The organism is Kitasatospora saccharophila (assembly GCF_039529925.1).
Classification (GTDB): Bacteria; Actinomycetota; Actinomycetes; order Streptomycetales; family Streptomycetaceae; genus Kitasatospora; species Kitasatospora saccharophila.
Genome location: NZ_BAAANS010000076.1, coordinates 19,573 through 34,651, shown reverse-complemented (window position 1 = coordinate 34,651; position 15,079 = coordinate 19,573). Strand labels below are relative to the sequence as shown.

Here is a 15,079-nt window from a genome sequence, read left to right as displayed (position 1 = left end):
CCGCGGCCGGCGCCCCGACCGCCGAAGCCGGCACCGCCACCGCCACCGAGCAGGCCGCCGCCGAGGCCAAGGCCGAGGCCCAGCGCCCGGCCGCCGCCGAGGGCGAGGCCCGCGCCGAGCGCCGCGAGCGCCGGGACCGCCGCGAGCGCACCGAGGCCCCCGCCGCCGAGGGCGACGGCGAGGTGCGCGAGTCCCGCCGGGACCGCCGCAACCGCCGCGAGCGCGACCGCACCGACCGCCAGCAGGGCGGCGGCCAGCAGCAGGACGGCGGCCAGGGCCGCCAGCAGAACCAGCAGCAGGGCGGCGGCTCCCAGCAGCAGCAGGGCGGCGGCAACGCCCACCAGCAGCAGGGCGGTTACGAGGACGACGAGTTCGGTGACGGCCGTCGCGGCCGCCGCGGCCGTTACCGCGACCGCCGGGGCCGCCGCCGCGAGGGCTTCGAGGGCACGACCGGCCCCGAGGTCCCGCTGAGCGACGACGACGTCCTGATCCCGGTCGCGGGCATCCTGGACATCCTCGACAACTACGCCTTCGTCCGGACCTCGGGCTACCTGCCCGGCCAGAACGACGTCTACGTCTCGCTGGCCCAGGTCCGCAAGCACGGCCTGCGCAAGGGCGACGCCATCACCGGCGCGGTCCGCCAGCCCAAGGACGGCGAGCGCCGCGAGAAGTTCAACGCCATGGTGCGGCTGGACTCCGTCAACGGCATGGACCCGGACAGCGGCCGCGGCCGCCCCGAGTTCGGCAAGCTGACCCCGCTGTACCCGCAGGAGCGGCTGCGCCTGGAGACCGACCCGGGCGTGCTGACCACCCGGATCATCGACCTGGTGTCGCCGATCGGCAAGGGCCAGCGCGGTCTGATCGTGGCCCCGCCGAAGACCGGCAAGACCATGATCATGCAGGCGATCGCCAACGCGATCACCCACAACAACCCCGAGTGCCACCTGATGGTCGTCCTGGTCGACGAGCGTCCGGAAGAGGTCACCGACATGCAGCGGTCGGTGAAGGGCGAGGTCATCTCCTCGACCTTCGACCGCCCGGCCGAGGACCACACCACCGTCGCCGAGCTCGCCATCGAGCGCGCCAAGCGCCTGGTGGAGCTGGGCCACGACGTGGTGATCCTGCTGGACTCGATCACCCGCCTGGGCCGCGCCTACAACCTGGCCGCGCCCGCCTCCGGCCGCATCCTGTCCGGTGGTGTCGACTCGACCGCGCTGTACCCGCCGAAGAAGTTCTTCGGCGCCGCGCGCAACATCGAGAACGGCGGCTCGCTGACCATCCTCGCCACCGCGCTGGTCGACACCGGCTCCCGGATGGACGAGGTGATCTTCGAGGAGTTCAAGGGCACCGGCAACATGGAGCTCAAGCTCGACCGGAAGCTCTCCGACAAGCGCATCTTCCCCTCCGTCGACGTGGACGCCTCCGGCACCCGCAAGGAGGAGATCCTGCTCGGCCACGAGGAGCTCGCCATCACCTGGAAGCTCCGCCGGGTCCTGCACGCGCTGGACTCGCAGCAGGCGATCGAGCTGCTGCTGGATAAGATGAAGCAGACCAAGTCGAACGCCGAGTTCCTGATGCAGATCGCGAAGAACACCCCGGGTTCGGGCGACTGACCCCGGTAGCGACCGCAGCCGGACCCCGCACCGCCGAGAGGCGGTGCGGGGTCCGTCGTTTCTCCGGGCCCCCGGCGGAGACCGGTCACCGTTCCGGTGCGTCACTTATGCTCGAAAGGTCGCACTGGTGGTGAGAAGAGGCGATATGGCCGAGAACACCAAGCACCGCACCCCCCGCCGGCGGGGAACGCGGATCGCGCTGTTCGCACTGGCCGGCCTCGTCCTGGTCGGCGCCGGACTGGGCGGCGTCGCCTACTGGAAGCTGAACGGGAACATCCACAGCGTCGACATCTCCGGCCAGCTGGGCACCGCCCGGCCGCCCGCCTCCACCGGCGGGGCCTTCAACGTGCTGGTGCTGGGCTCCGACTCGCGCTCCGGCGCCAACGGGGGCCTGGCGGGCGGCGACACCGGCGACACCGCCCGCTCGGACACCGCGATGGTGGTGCACGTCAACCAGGCGCACACCGCCGCCTCGGTGGTCTCCATACCGCGCGACACCCTGGTGCCGCGCCCGGCCTGCACCGGCACCGACGGCAAGCAGGTGGCCGCGGTGCGCAGCGCGATGTTCAACTCCGCGTACGAGGTCGGCGGCCCGGCCTGCGCGGTGAAGACCGCCGAGCAGCTCACCGGGATGCGGATGGACCACTTCGTCGAGGTGGACTTCGCGGGCTTCGCCGCGCTGATCGACGCGATCGGCGGGGTGGACGTCACCACCACGGTGCCGATCGACGACCGGGACAGCGGACTGCACCTGGACGCCGGCACCCACCACCTGGGCGGGGACCGGGCGCTCGCCTTCGTCCGCACCAGGCACGGCGTCGGCGACGGCAGCGACCTGGGCCGGATCGAGCTGCAGAAGGAGATGGTCAAGGCGATGCTCGGGCAGGTCGGCTCGCTCGGCCTGGCCTCCAACCCGGTGGCGATGTGGAAGCTCGGCGACAAGCTGACCAACTCGCTGACCACCGACTCCGACCTGGCCTCGGTGAGCGCGCTGGTCGGCATGGCGCAGACGATCAAGAAGATCGGCCCGGACCAGCTCACCATGGTCACCCTTCCGGTGGCCTACGCGGTCAGCGACCCCAACCGGGTGGTCCCCAAGGCGGCGGACGCCCAGCAGCTGTGGGCGGCGCTGCGCGGCGACCTGGCGGTGCCGCAGGCGGTGCTCCAGGACCAGCCGACCAACCCGGCGCAGACCTCCCCGTCCGACGCCGCGACCGGCACCTGGTCCGGCACCCCCTCCGACACCCCGTCGGACGGGACCGCCACCCCGTCCGGCGGGGCCGGGGCCAGCGCGCGGGCGACCACGGTGGACGGGGGAGCGGAATAGCCGGATCCGTCTCCCGGTTTGGGAAGATGCGGGCAGTGCTGGCACACTGGTCCGTCGGTCCCGGTTCACGAGCGGCTGTCCAGCCCGCCGACCCGGTGCCCTCCCGATCAGCTAGGAGAATCCCTTGAAGTCCAACGTTCACCCGGACTACGTGCTCACCAAGGTGACCTGCACCTGTGGCAACGAGTTCACCACTCGTTCGACCGAGACCAGCGGCGAGATCCGCGCCGAGGTCTGCTCGAACTGCCACCCGTTCTACACGGGCAAGCAGAAGATCCTCGACACCGGTGGCCGCGTGGCCCGCTTCGAGGCGCGCTTCGGCAAGAAGCTCTCCGGCGGCAAGGCCTAGCGCTTCCACGGCGCCGGTCTCGGACGCCCCCGTGCTCGTGCACGGAGGCGTCCGGGCCGGCGCCGTTCGCGTCTCCCGCTCCACCTCCACCACGGCACACTCACGGAAGTAGGACAGACCGATGTTCGAGGCAGTCGAAGAGCTCCTCGTCGAGCACGCCGACCTCGAGAAGAGGCTGGCCGACCCGTCGGTGCACGCCGACCAGGCGAACGCCCGCAAGCTGGCCAAGCGCTACGCCGAGCTGACCCCGATCACCCGGACGTACCTGGCCTGGCGGCAGGCCGGCGAGGACATCGTCGCCGCGCGCGAACTCGCCGCCGAGGACCCCGACTTCATCGCCGAGGCGAAGGCGTCGGAGGCCCGGCAGGAGGAGCTGACCGAGGAGCTGCGGCTGCTGCTGGTGCCGCGCGACCCCAACGACGACAAGGACGTCATCCTGGAGGTCAAGGCGGGCGAGGGCGGCGAGGAGTCCGCGCTGTTCGCCGGCGACCTGCTGCGGATGTACCTGCGCTACGCGGAGCGGCTCGGCTGGAAGACCGAGATCATCGACGCCAACGAGTCCGACCTGGGCGGCTACAAGGACGTCTCGGTGGCCGTGAAGACGCGCGGCACCACCGAACCCGGGCAGGGCGTCTGGGCCCGGCTGAAGTACGAGGGCGGCGTGCACCGGGTGCAGCGGGTCCCCGCGACCGAGTCGCAGGGCCGGATCCACACCTCCGCCGCGGGCGTGCTGGTCACCCCGGAGGCCGAGGAGGTCGAGGTGGAGATCCACGCCAACGACCTGCGGATCGACGTCTACCGCTCCTCCGGCCCGGGCGGCCAGTCGGTCAACACCACCGACTCCGCGGTCCGGATCACCCACCTGCCGACCGGCATCGTGGCGTCCTGCCAGAACGAGAAGAGCCAGCTCCAGAACAAGGAGCAGGCGATGCGCATCCTGCGCTCGCGGCTGCTGGCCGCCGCGCAGGAGGAGGCCGAGCGGGAGGCGTCCGACGCCCGCCGCAGCCAGGTGCGCACGGTGGACCGCTCCGAGCGGATCCGGACGTACAACTTCCCGGAGAACCGGATCTCCGACCACCGCACCGGCTTCAAGTCGTACAACCTGGACCAGGTGCTGGACGGCGAGCTGACCGCGCTGATCCAGTCCTGCGTGGACGCCGACGCCGCGGCCAAGCTGGCCGCCGCCCAGGAGAACTGAGCCGGGGCGGGCGCCTCGCCCGCTCCGCCGCCGGTCACCTATGCTCCGGCGGGGGCCTCCCGCGCCGCCGGTGCCCGCACTCCCCAGGACTCCCGCCGACCGGCGGGGGCCGTCAGACAGACCCAGAGGGACCGAGGGATGAACCTGCTGCTCGCCGAGGTGGCCCAGGCCACCCAGCGCCTGGCCGCGGCCGGCGTGCCCTCGCCGCGCTTCGACGCGGAGGAGCTGGCGGCGCACGTCCACGGAGTGAAGCGCAGCCAGCTGCACACCGTGCCGGACGGCGACTTCGACGCCCGGTACTGGGAGGCGGTCTCCCGCCGCGAGCAGCGCGAGCCGCTGCAGCACATCACCGGACGGGCGTTCTTCCGCTACCTCGAACTGGAGGTCGGCCCCGGGGTGTTCGTCCCCCGGCCGGAGACCGAGTCGGTGGTCGAGTGGGCGATAGACGCGGTCCGCGCGATGGACGTGGCCGAGCCGCTGGTGGTCGACCTGTGCACCGGCTCCGGCGCGATCGCGCTCGCCCTGGCCCAGGAGCTCCCGCGCTCCACCGTGCACGCCTTCGAGCTCGACGAGGGCGCCCTCGCCTACACCCGCCGCAACGTCGAGGCCAGCCCCGACCGGGCCCGGGTCCACCTGCACCAGGGCGACGCCACCCTGGCCTTCGCGGACGACCGCGGCTGGGACGGCCGGTTCGACCTGGTGATCAGCAACCCGCCGTACATCCCGCTCACCGAGTGGGAGTACGTCGCCCCCGAGGCCCGCGACCACGACCCGCAGATGTCGCTGTTCTCCGGCGAGGACGGCCTGGACACCATCCGCGGCATCGAGCGGGTCGCCGCCCGACTGCTGCGGCCCGGCGGCGCGGTGGTGATCGAGCACGCGGACACCCAGGGCGGACAGGTCCCGTGGATCTTCCGCGAGGAGGGCGGCTGGACGGACGCGGCCGACCACCGGGACCTCAACAACCGGCCGCGCTTCACTACTGCGCGTCGCGCTTCGCTCTAAGCACTGCCTGCTGTACGTACCACTGACACCACCGGAAGGGGATTGTTCCGATGAGCCGCCGATACGACTGCTCCGAGGCCCAGGACCGCGCGAGCGGGCTGCGTGAGGCCGCCACGGCGATCCGCCGCGGGGAACTGGTGGTGGTGCCGACCGACACCGTGTACGGGATCGCGGCGGACGCCTTCTCGCCGGAGGCGGTCGGCGCGCTGCTGGCGGCCAAGGGCCGGGGCCGGAACATGCCCTCGCCGGTGCTGGTCGGCTCGCCGACCACGCTGCACGGGCTGGTCACCGACTTCTCCGAGCAGGCGTGGGAGCTGGTGGACGCGTTCTGGCCGGGCGGCCTGACCCTGGTGGCCCGCCACCAGCCGTCGCTGCGCTGGGACCTGGGCGAGACCCGGGGCACCGTCGCGGTCCGGATGCCGCTGCACCCGGTGGTGCTGGAGCTGCTGAACGCCACCGGCCCGCTCGCGGTCTCCTCCGGCAACAAGACCGGCGGCCCGTCCCCGTCCACCTGTGACGAGGCCCAGTCGCAGCTCGGCGACGCGGTCTCGATCTACCTGGACGGCGGGACGGCCGACTACGGCACGCCCTCCACCATCGTCGACGTCACCGGCAAGGTGCCGGTGGTGCTGCGGGCGGGCGCGATCAGCGTCGAGCAGCTGAGGGAGGTCGTTCCGGACGTGGAGGCCGGCAGTTGACCGCCGCCGCCCCGTCGTACGGAGCGGGGAGCGCCCTGAGCCCCTTCACGGAGCCGGGGCCGCTCCCGTTGGACACCTTCCGCATCCTGTTCGTCTGCACCGGCAACATCTGCCGCTCCCCGATCGCCGAGCGCCTGGCCCGGCTGGAGCTGGACTCCCGGCTCGGCGTGCGCACCGGCCGCCGGATCGTGGTGGAGAGCGCCGGCACCTGGGGCCACGAGGGCGCCCCGATGGAGGCGCACGCGGCGACGGTGCTCGGCGAGTACGGCGCGGACAGCGCCGGCTTCGCGGGCCGGGAGCTGCTGGACGAGCACGTGATCGACGCGGACCTGGTGCTGACCGCGACCCTGGACCACCGGGCGCAGGTCATCTCGATGGGTCACGCGGCGGGTCTGCGCACCTTCACCATCAAGGAGTTCACCCGTCTGGTGCAAAGGGTCGACCCGCGCACCCTGCCGGACCCCAGGGACGGCGCGCGGCTGACCGAACGCGCCCGCGCGCTGGTCCGCTCGGCCGCCGCCCTGCGGGGCTGGCTGCTGGCCTCGGTGCCCGAGTTCGACGAGCTGAGGGACCCTTACGGCGCCCCGATCGGGATGTTCCGCAACTGCGGCGAGGAGATATTCGACGCGCTGGACCCGGTGGTGACCGCACTGACGGGTGTGGCCCGCTGAGTTGAGCGCCCTCCACTAAAGTTTCTGTGGGGGATTTGTGAAGACTGCGTGCGCAGGCGGTGAGGGCAACCGGAAAGGCGCAAGCCCGCGTGTGCGGGCGGGCCGGGCGGCGGAGGCCGACCTAGGCTGGGGAAACCTGCCCGCCCCGCAGCCTGGAGCCGCACCATGACGGTCGCCGACGCCCCACTCGTCCCCCAGGAGGCCGCCGAGGCCCTGCGCGCGGCCGACCCGCTGATCGCCGACCTGCTCACCGCCGAGGCCGAGCGCCGGGCCGGGAGCCTGCAACTGCTCGCCGGGGAGAACCTGGCCACCCCCGCCGTGCTGGCCGCGCTGGCCGGCCCGCTGGTCGACAAGTACGCCGAGGGCTACCCGGGGCACCGGCACCACACCGGCTGCGCGCCCGCCGACACCGTGGAGCTGCTGGCGATCGACCGGGCCCGCGAACTGTTCGCCGCCCCGCACGCCAACGTCCAACCCAGGTCCGGGACTTCGGCGATGCTGGCGGCCTACGCGGCGCTGCTGCGGCCGGGCGACGCGGTGCTCGCGATGTCGCTGGAGCACGGCGGCCACCTGAGCGCCGGCTCGCGGGCCAACTTCTCCGGCCGCTGGTTCCGCTTCCACGGCTACGGGGTGCGCGCCGAGGACGGCCGGATCGACCTCGACCAGGTCCGCGCCCTGGCCCGCGAGCACCGCCCCAAGGCGATCGTGGCGGGCGGCATCTCCTACCCGCGGCACGTCGACTGGGCCGCCTTCCGGGAGATCGCCGACGAGGTGGACGCCTACCTGATCGCCGCCGCCGGGCAGACCGCCGGGCTGGTCGCGGCCGGTGCCGCGCCCTCCCCGGTGCCGCACGCGGACGTCACCGTGGCCGCCACCCACAAGCTGCTGCGCGGCCCGCGCGGCGGCCTGCTGCTGTGCACCGCCGAACTGGCCGACCGGATCGACCGGGCGGTGTTCCCGTTCTGCCAGGGCGGGGCGGCGATGAACGAGGTGGCCGCCAAGGCGGTGGCGCTGGCCCAGGCCGCCACCCCCGCCCACACCGGCTACGTCCGCCGGGCGGTCTCCGGGGCGCGGGCGCTGGCCGCCGCGCTGGCCGCCGCCGGGGCGCCGCCGCTCACCGGCGGCACCGACACCCACCTGGTCACCGCCTCGGTCGCCCCGCTCGGGCTGAGCGGCGTGGAGGCCGAACGCCGGTGCGCCGCCGCCGGGCTGATGCTGGGCCGGTGCGCCCTCCCGTACGACCCGGCGCCGCCCACCGAGACCTCCGGGATCCGGCTGGGCACCGGGGCCTGCGCGGCCCAGGGGATGGGGGAGGAGGAGCTCGGCGAGGTCGGCGCGCTGCTCGGCCGGGTGCTCGCCGGGGAGCCGGTGGAACCGGTCCGGGCCCGGGTGCGGGAGCTGGCCCGGGCGTTCGCCGGCCGCCGCTGAGCGGTCCGGCGCCCGCCCGGTGCCGGTCGGGGAGAACCGCGATGCGGGAGCTCGGCGTCGGAGTCAATAAGGTGTGCACCGTGGCGACGCACCTCGAACCCCGAACCAGCACGGGAGTACCCTGCGTACTCATCCGTCCGAGCGCGACCGTGGAGGCCGGTGGTGCGTGAGTATCTGCTGGTCATGTTCGTCTCGGCGGCGGTGACCTACCTGCTGGTCAGTCCGGTGCGGAAGTTCGCGATCGCGGCGGGCGCGATGCCCGCCGTCCGGGCGCGCGACGTGCACCGCGAGCCCACCCCGCGGCTCGGCGGCATCGCGATGTTCGGCGGCCTGCTGGCCGGCCTGCTGGCGGCCTCCCAACTCTCGGGCCTGGGGCGGATGTTCGTGCAGAGCGCGGACATCAAGGCCCTGCTCTCCGGGGCCGGGATCATGTTCGTGCTGGGCGTCCTGGACGACAAGTGGGGCGTGGACGCGCTGGTGAAGCTCGGCGGGCAGATGATCGCCGCCGGCGTGATGGTCTGGCAGGGCATCACGGTGATCGCGATCCCGGTGCCCGGCTACGGCTCCGTCCCGGTCACCCCGACCCAGGGCATGCTGATCTCGGTCGCGCTGGTCGTCGTCATGGTCAACGCCGTGAACTTCATCGACGGCCTGGACGGCCTGGCGGCCGGCATGGTCTGCATCGCCGCGATGGCCTTCTTCCTGTACTCGTACCGGCTCTGGCTCGGTTACGGGATCAACGACGCCGCGCCCGCCGCGCTGTTCACCGCCGTGCTGATCGGCATGTGCCTGGGCTTCCTGCCGCACAACCTGCACCCGGCGCGGATCTTCATGGGCGACTCCGGCTCGATGATGCTCGGCCTGATGCTGGCCGTCGCCGCGATCTCCATCACCGGCCGCGTCGATCCCGACCTGATCGTCGAGCAGGTCGGCTCGAAGACCACCGCCGTGCACGCCCTGGTGCCGATCTACATCCCGCTGATCCTGCCGCTGACGGTGATCGCGCTGCCGCTGGCCGACCTGCTGCTGGCCGTGGTGCGCCGCACCTGGGCGGGCAAGTCGCCGTTCGCGGCGGACAAGCAGCACCTGCACCACCGGCTGCTGGAGGTCGGGCACTCGCACAGCCGGGCCGTGCTGATCATGTACTTCTGGGCCGCGCTGATCGCCTTCGGCACCGTCGCGGTGTCGGTCACCAACACCGGCCGCGCGGTGGTCCTGTCGATGGCGGGCCTGTGCCTGGTCGGCCTCGCGGTGCTGCTGATGCCGCGGTTCAAGCCGCGCGCGCCCAAGGCCGTCCAGTCCTTCGTGCCGCCCCGCTACCGGGACGGCGAGCCGAACGGCGCGGCCACCGCGGCGGCGGCCACCCCGGTGGCGGCGGACGCGGACGGCGACGGGGCCGGCGCCGGGGACGAGGCGCCCGCGATGGCGGAGCTGTCGGCCGAGGACAAGGCCCTGCTGGGGCGGATGGGCACCGGGGCGACGGCGGTCGGGCCGCGCGGCGACCAGCGGCCCTGACGGGAAGTCAACTCCGACTGGGCCGTTCGGCGGCACCCGTTCGGCGGCACTTGTGGGCCCACCGTGTGACAGGTACCACACCTTCATGGTAAAGCTCTCATCAAATAGTTTGTGATACCGTTCACGAGTACCGAGAACACGCCGAAAGACCTGACAGGTGGAGGACTTCCGTCCCCGGTCGGTCTCCCTCGACGGGCTCGCCGTTCAAGCGGCTGCCCGCGGCGAGGTCCTCGCACCCCGTGTCTCCGTCCCCCGTTTCCGACATGCCGCCGGAGTTGCCGACATGCCGTCCCACGACGCCCGGATCCTCCGTGGCGCCGCAATTCCCACTGCGGTCGCCGGAGTGGTCGCCATGGCGATCTCCTTCGCAGTCGCCCAGGGGAAGGGTCTGCTCGGCGCCCTGCTCGCGACGGTGGTCGTGATCGCGTTCTTCGGCGCCGGCCAGGTCGCGCTCGACCGGCTGGGCCGCAACAACCCGCAGATGCTCATGCCGATCGCGATGGTGGTCTACACCACTCAGATCCTGGTGATCGGCGTCCTGCTCGCGGTGGCCAAGCACCTCACCTTCTTCGACCACAAGGTCTTCGGCCTGAGCCTGCTCGGCCTGGTGATCGTCTGGATGGGCTTCCAGGTGCGGGGCTGGCTCAAGGCCAAGACCTTCTACGTGGAACCCGACGGCAAGCCGAAATCCGGGCGTCAACCGTGAGCGGGGCATACCGTCCCCCTCGCGAGGGGGGCGGTGTTTATGCCCTCCTGACGGGCTGCTATCGTCCGTCCCAACGGCGGAGTACGGGAAGCGGCCAGGTCCCTCCGAGAATCGGACGGATCGCCCCCCGGCTCCACGAAGCTTTCGAAGATCCCGCGGTGGGGATATGCGCCGCGCCGGGTCAGCAAGAAATCCGACAAGTTCCAGTGCCGCACCGTGGCCCCCGGTCACGCCGACACACCGAGGTTGCCGTAACCATGCGTCAGAACGAAGGAGTCTGTGGTGGGTGCTGACGTCCAGCTCGCCTCCGAGGCCAGTTGCCACCTTTTCTCCGGTTGCGGCTTCCCCGCCCCGGGCCTCGGCGAGTTCGAGTTCGAGCCGATCTTCACGGTTGCCGGGCTCCACTTCACCAAGCCGATGCTGCTGGCGATCATCTGCGCGCTGCTGGTGGTCGGCTTCTTCTGGGCCGCCTTCGCCAGGCCGAAGCTGCTCCCCGGCAAGCTCCAGCTGGTCGGCGAGATCGGGTACGACTTCGTCAAGCGGAGCATCGTGCTGGAGACCATCGGCAAAAAGGGCGAGAAGTACGTCCCGATGCTGGTCTCGATGTTCTTCTTCGTGTGGATCATGAACATCATGTCCATCATCCCGTTCGCCCAGTTCCCGGTGATGTCGCGCATCGCGTACCCGGTCGGGCTGGCGGCGATCGTGTGGGTCACCTACATGGGACTGACCTTCAAGAAGCACGGCTTCGTCGGCGGCATGAAGAACCTCTGCTGGCCCTCGGGGATCCCGGGCTGGGTCATGGTCATCCTGGTGCCGATCGAGTTCTTCTCGAACATCTTCGTGCGCCCCTTCACCCTCGCGGTCCGAGCCTTCGCCAACATGTTCGCCGGTCACCTGCTGATCGTCGTCTTCTCGGTGGCCTCGTGGTACCTGCTCAGCCCCACCATCGGCGCCCTGTACGGCTCGGTGTCCTTCGTGGTGGCCGTCGGTCTGACCGCCTTCGAGCTGCTGGTGCAGTTCCTGCAGGCCTACATCTTCGTGATGCTGGCCAGCAGCTACATCGCCGGTGCCCTGGAAGAGGCGCACTGAGCCCCGCGGCCCCGGCCGCGCCCATGAACTCCCGGTGGCCAACACCCACCGGTATCCCATCCCCGCAAAGGATTAGCTGAGATGTCCGCTCTCGCTGAGGTTTCCGGTTCCGTCGCTTCCATCGGCTACGGCCTCGCCGCCATCGGCCCCGGCATCGGCGTCGGTCTGATCTTCGGTAACGGTGTGCAGGCGATGGCCCGTCAGCCCGAGGCTGCCGGTCTGATCCGCTCGAACATGTTCATCGGCTTCGCCCTGACCGAGGCCCTCGCCCTGATCGGCATCGTCATGCCGTTCGTCTACGGCCAGTGAGCCAGGCGCACCGGTAGCCACTTCCGACGAAAGGTTCTGATATGACCCCCGAGGTTCTCCTCGCGGCAGAAGAGAAGATGAACCCTCTTCTCCCCGCGTGGCCCGAGGTCATCATCGGCCTGCTCTGCTTCTTCATCGTCTTCGGCATCCTCGGCAAGAAGCTCCTCCCCAGCATCGAGAAGGTGCTGGGGGAGCGCCGTGACGCCATCGAAGGCGGCATGAAGCGCGCGGAGACCGCTCAGGCCGAGGCCCAGGCCCTGCTGGAGCAGTACCGCGCCGAGCTCGCCGAGGCGCGCCACGAGGCCGCTCGGATCACCGAGCACGCCCGTGAGCAGGGCGCTGTCCTGATCACCGAGATGCGCGAGGAGGGCCAGCGCCAGCGCGAGGCCATCGTCGCCGCCGGCCACGCCCAGATCGAGGCCGACAAGAAGCAGGCGACCGCGGTCCTTCGCCAGGACGTCGGCTCGCTGGCCTCCCAGCTGGCCTCCCGCATCGTCGGTGAGTCGCTGGAGGACCACGCCCGCCAGAGCGGTGTCATCGACCGCTTCCTGGACGAGCTGGAGTCCAAGGCCGCCGTTGCCCAGGGTGCGTCCAAGTGATCGGCGCGAGCCGTGAGGCACTCGCCGCCGGCCGCGAGAACCTGGAGAGCCTGACCGACAACACTTCGGTGGACGCGGCCAAGCTCGCCGAGGAACTCGCCGCCGTCACCGCGCTGCTGGACCGCGAGGTCTCGCTGCGCCGCGTCCTGACCGACCCCGCGCGGTCCGGCCAGGACAAGGCCCAGCTGGTCGCCTCGCTGCTGAACGGCCAGGTCTCCGGCGAGGCCGTCGACCTGGTCTCCGGCCTGGTCCGCTCGCGCTGGTCCGGCCCGCGCGACCTGGTCGACGCGGTCGAGGAACTCGCCGCGTACGCCGAGGTCATCGCCGCCGACAAGGCGGGCGCGCTGGACGACGTCGAGGACGAGCTGTTCCGGTTCGGCCGGGTGGTGGCGGGCTCGCACGAGCTGCGCGCCGCACTGACCGAGCCGAAGGCCGACGCCGCCGCCAAGGCCGCGCTGGTCCGCAAGCTCCTCGGCGGCCGCGCCAACGCCGGCACCGTCCGCCTGGTCGCCAGCCTGGTCACCAACCCGCGTGGTCGTAGCCTGGAGGGTGGCCTGGAGTCCTACTCCAAGCTCGCCGCCTCCCGGCGGGGCCGCGTGGTGGCCCTGGTCACCACCGCGATCCCGCTGTCGGACGTCCAGAAGCAGCGCCTCGCCGCCGCCCTGGCCGGCCTCTACGGCCGGCAGGTCCACCTGAACATCGACGTGGACCCGACGGTCCAGGGCGGTGTCCGGGTCCAGATCGGCGACGAGATCATCGACGGCACCGTCGCGAGCCGCCTCGAAGGCGCTCGCCAGGGCCTCGAAGGCTGAGCACCAGCACTATCCGACCCTCGGTCGGGCGTCGGTCCACACCAGGTGGGCCGGCAAAACGTACGGCCGGTTCACCCGACCCGGCCGAGAGTCGAGCACTTGCGGCCCTCAATGGCGGGCCGAGGATCGCAAACTAGGAGAGCAGGGAAGCCTGATGGCGGAGCTTACGATCCGTCCGGAGGAGATCCGGGACGCGCTGGCCGACTTTGTCCAGTCGTACCAGCCGGACGCGGCCTCGCGTGAAGAGGTCGGCACGGTCACCGAGGCCATGGACGGTATCGCCAAGGTCGAGGGTCTGCCCTCGGTCATGGCCAACGAGCTGCTGAAGTTCGAGGACGGCACGCTCGGCCTCGCGCTGAACCTCGACACCCGCGAGATCGGTGTCGTCGTCCTCGGTGAGTTCTCGGGCATCGAGGAGGGCCAGACGGTGCAGCGCACCGGCGAGGTCCTCTCCGTCCCGGTCGGCGACGGCTACCTCGGCCGCGTCGTGGACCCGCTGGGCAACCCGATCGACGGCCTGGGCGAGATCGCGTCCACCGGCCGCCGCGCCCTGGAGCTGCAGGCCCCCGGCGTCATGGCCCGCAAGTCGGTCAAGCAGCCGCTGCAGACCGGCATCAAGGCCATCGACGCGATGACCCCGATCGGCCGCGGCCAGCGCCAGCTGATCATCGGTGACCGCCAGACCGGCAAGACCGCCGTCGCCGTCGACACGATCATCAACCAGCGTGACAACTGGCGCTCGGGCGACCCGGAGAAGCAGGTCCGCTGCATCTACGTCGCCGTGGGCCAGAAGGGCTCCACCATCGCGTCCGTCCGCGGCGCCCTGGAGGAGGCCGGCGCGCTGGAGTACACCACCATCGTGGCCGCTCCCGCCTCCGACCCGGCCGGCTTCAAGTACCTCGCCCCGTACACCGGCTCGGCCATCGGCCAGGAGTGGATGTACGACGGCAAGCACGTCCTCATCGTCTTCGACGACCTGTCGAAGCAGGCCGAGGCCTACCGCTCCGTCTCCCTGCTGCTGCGCCGCCCGCCGGGCCGCGAGGCGTACCCGGGCGACGTCTTCTACCTGCACTCCCGCCTGCTGGAGCGCTGCGCCAAGCTGAACGACGCCCTCGGCGGCGGCTCGATGACCGGTCTGCCGATCATCGAGACCAAGGCCAACGACGTCTCGGCGTACATCCCGACCAACGTCATCTCGATCACCGACGGCCAGTGCTTCCTGGAGTCCGACCTGTTCAACGCCGGCATCCGCCCGGCCGTGAACGTCGGCATCTCGGTCTCCCGCGTCGGTGGCTCCGCCCAGATCAAGGCCATGCGCTCGGTCGCCGGCCGTCTGCGCCTCGACCTCGCCCAGTACCGCGAGCTGGAGGCGTTCGCCGCCTTCGGTTCCGACCTGGACGCGGCCTCGAAGGCCCAGCTGGAGCGCGGCGCCCGCATGGTCGAGCTGCTGAAGCAGGGCCAGTACCAGCCGTTCCCGGTCGAGGAGCAGGTCGTCTCCATCTGGGCCGGCACCACCGGCCAGCTGGACGACGTCCCGGTCGCGGACATCCGCCGCTTCGAGCGCGAGTTCCTGGACAACGTCCGCCTGGAGCACAAGGGCATCCTGGCCGGCATCGTCGAGACCGGTCTGCTGGAGCAGGGCACGATCGACGCGCTGACCGCCGCGATCAACTCCTTCAAGCAGGGCTTCACCACGGCTGACGGCAAGCTGCTCTCCGAGCAGGCCTGAGTCCGGTAGCGAGGGAAAGGACGTAACG

Annotated in this window: 15 protein-coding genes; all 15 read left to right on the top strand. The window is 71.5% G+C overall.

Annotated features, from left to right (window positions below):
* On the top strand, window positions 1-1,613 hold a 1,613-nt coding region (gene rho / locus ABD345_RS35095; protein WP_344558254.1), incomplete at its 5' end, for a transcription termination factor Rho.
* Between the two features lie 145 nt (window positions 1,614-1,758).
* Complete coding sequence (locus ABD345_RS35090; RefSeq protein ID WP_344558252.1) at window positions 1,759-2,940, top strand: LCP family glycopolymer transferase; 1,182 nt, start codon at window positions 1,759-1,761, stop codon at window positions 2,938-2,940.
* Between the two features lie 124 nt (window positions 2,941-3,064).
* Window positions 3,065-3,289, top strand: a complete 225-nt coding sequence (rpmE, locus tag ABD345_RS35085; RefSeq protein ID WP_014138082.1) for a 50S ribosomal protein L31 — start codon at window positions 3,065-3,067, stop codon at window positions 3,287-3,289.
* A gap of 121 nt (window positions 3,290-3,410) precedes the next feature.
* Window positions 3,411-4,487: a peptide chain release factor 1 gene (gene prfA, locus ABD345_RS35080; protein ID WP_344558250.1), complete on the top strand. Its 1,077-nt coding sequence runs from the start codon at window positions 3,411-3,413 to the stop codon at window positions 4,485-4,487.
* Between the two features lie 138 nt (window positions 4,488-4,625).
* A complete protein-coding gene (gene prmC / locus ABD345_RS35075; RefSeq protein ID WP_344558248.1) occupies window positions 4,626-5,492 on the top strand; it encodes a peptide chain release factor N(5)-glutamine methyltransferase in 867 nt (288 codons plus the stop codon).
* A gap of 50 nt (window positions 5,493-5,542) precedes the next feature.
* Window positions 5,543-6,190: an L-threonylcarbamoyladenylate synthase gene (locus tag ABD345_RS35070; protein WP_344558246.1), complete on the top strand. Its 648-nt coding sequence runs from the start codon at window positions 5,543-5,545 to the stop codon at window positions 6,188-6,190.
* A gap of 35 nt (window positions 6,191-6,225) precedes the next feature.
* Window positions 6,226-6,861 (top strand): arsenate reductase/protein-tyrosine-phosphatase family protein, encoded by a 636-nt coding sequence (locus ABD345_RS35065; protein ID WP_344558255.1) that lies wholly within the window; start codon window positions 6,226-6,228, stop codon window positions 6,859-6,861.
* A 165-nt stretch (window positions 6,862-7,026) separates the two neighbouring features.
* Window positions 7,027-8,289, top strand: a complete 1,263-nt coding sequence (locus tag ABD345_RS35060; RefSeq protein WP_344558244.1) for a serine hydroxymethyltransferase — start codon at window positions 7,027-7,029, stop codon at window positions 8,287-8,289.
* 162 nt (window positions 8,290-8,451) lie between these two features.
* Window positions 8,452-9,804, top strand: coding sequence for an MraY family glycosyltransferase (locus ABD345_RS35055; RefSeq protein WP_344558242.1), 1,353 nt, complete (start codon window positions 8,452-8,454; stop codon window positions 9,802-9,804).
* Between the two features lie 283 nt (window positions 9,805-10,087).
* On the top strand, window positions 10,088-10,510 hold the full coding sequence (locus tag ABD345_RS35050) for a Cg1360 family ATP-synthase-associated protein (RefSeq protein WP_486327097.1): 423 nt from the start codon (window positions 10,088-10,090) through the stop codon (window positions 10,508-10,510).
* 282 nt (window positions 10,511-10,792) lie between these two features.
* Window positions 10,793-11,602, top strand: coding sequence for a F0F1 ATP synthase subunit A (gene atpB, locus ABD345_RS35045; RefSeq protein WP_344558235.1), 810 nt, complete (start codon window positions 10,793-10,795; stop codon window positions 11,600-11,602).
* A gap of 81 nt (window positions 11,603-11,683) precedes the next feature.
* Window positions 11,684-11,911 (top strand): ATP synthase F0 subunit C, encoded by a 228-nt coding sequence (atpE, locus tag ABD345_RS35040; RefSeq protein WP_014138091.1) that lies wholly within the window; start codon window positions 11,684-11,686, stop codon window positions 11,909-11,911.
* A gap of 41 nt (window positions 11,912-11,952) precedes the next feature.
* A complete protein-coding gene (locus tag ABD345_RS35035; RefSeq protein ID WP_344558234.1) occupies window positions 11,953-12,510 on the top strand; it encodes a F0F1 ATP synthase subunit B in 558 nt (185 codons plus the stop codon).
* Window positions 12,507-13,322, top strand: coding sequence for a F0F1 ATP synthase subunit delta (locus ABD345_RS35030; RefSeq protein ID WP_344558233.1), 816 nt, complete (start codon window positions 12,507-12,509; stop codon window positions 13,320-13,322). The genes ABD345_RS35035 and ABD345_RS35030 overlap by 4 nt, the downstream gene beginning before the upstream one ends.
* 154 nt (window positions 13,323-13,476) lie before the next feature.
* On the top strand, window positions 13,477-15,051 hold the full coding sequence (atpA, locus tag ABD345_RS35025) for a F0F1 ATP synthase subunit alpha (protein WP_344558232.1): 1,575 nt from the start codon (window positions 13,477-13,479) through the stop codon (window positions 15,049-15,051).
* The last annotated feature ends 28 nt before the right edge of the window (window positions 15,052-15,079 follow it).

Coding starts and splice junctions, on each gene's coding strand:
- ABD345_RS35050 (WP_486327097.1), top strand. CDS start 10,088: ATGCCGTCCCACGACGCCCGGATCCTCCGTGGCGCCGCAATTCCCACT.
- ABD345_RS35035 (WP_344558234.1), top strand. CDS start 11,953: ATGACCCCCGAGGTTCTCCTCGCGGCAGAAGAGAAGATGAACCCTCTT.
- atpE (WP_014138091.1), top strand. CDS start 11,684: ATGTCCGCTCTCGCTGAGGTTTCCGGTTCCGTCGCTTCCATCGGCTAC.
- atpA (WP_344558232.1), top strand. CDS start 13,477: ATGGCGGAGCTTACGATCCGTCCGGAGGAGATCCGGGACGCGCTGGCC.
- ABD345_RS35090 (WP_344558252.1), top strand. CDS start 1,759: ATGGCCGAGAACACCAAGCACCGCACCCCCCGCCGGCGGGGAACGCGG.
- ABD345_RS35070 (WP_344558246.1), top strand. CDS start 5,543: ATGAGCCGCCGATACGACTGCTCCGAGGCCCAGGACCGCGCGAGCGGG.
- ABD345_RS35060 (WP_344558244.1), top strand. CDS start 7,027: ATGACGGTCGCCGACGCCCCACTCGTCCCCCAGGAGGCCGCCGAGGCC.
- prfA (WP_344558250.1), top strand. CDS start 3,411: ATGTTCGAGGCAGTCGAAGAGCTCCTCGTCGAGCACGCCGACCTCGAG.
- prmC (WP_344558248.1), top strand. CDS start 4,626: ATGAACCTGCTGCTCGCCGAGGTGGCCCAGGCCACCCAGCGCCTGGCC.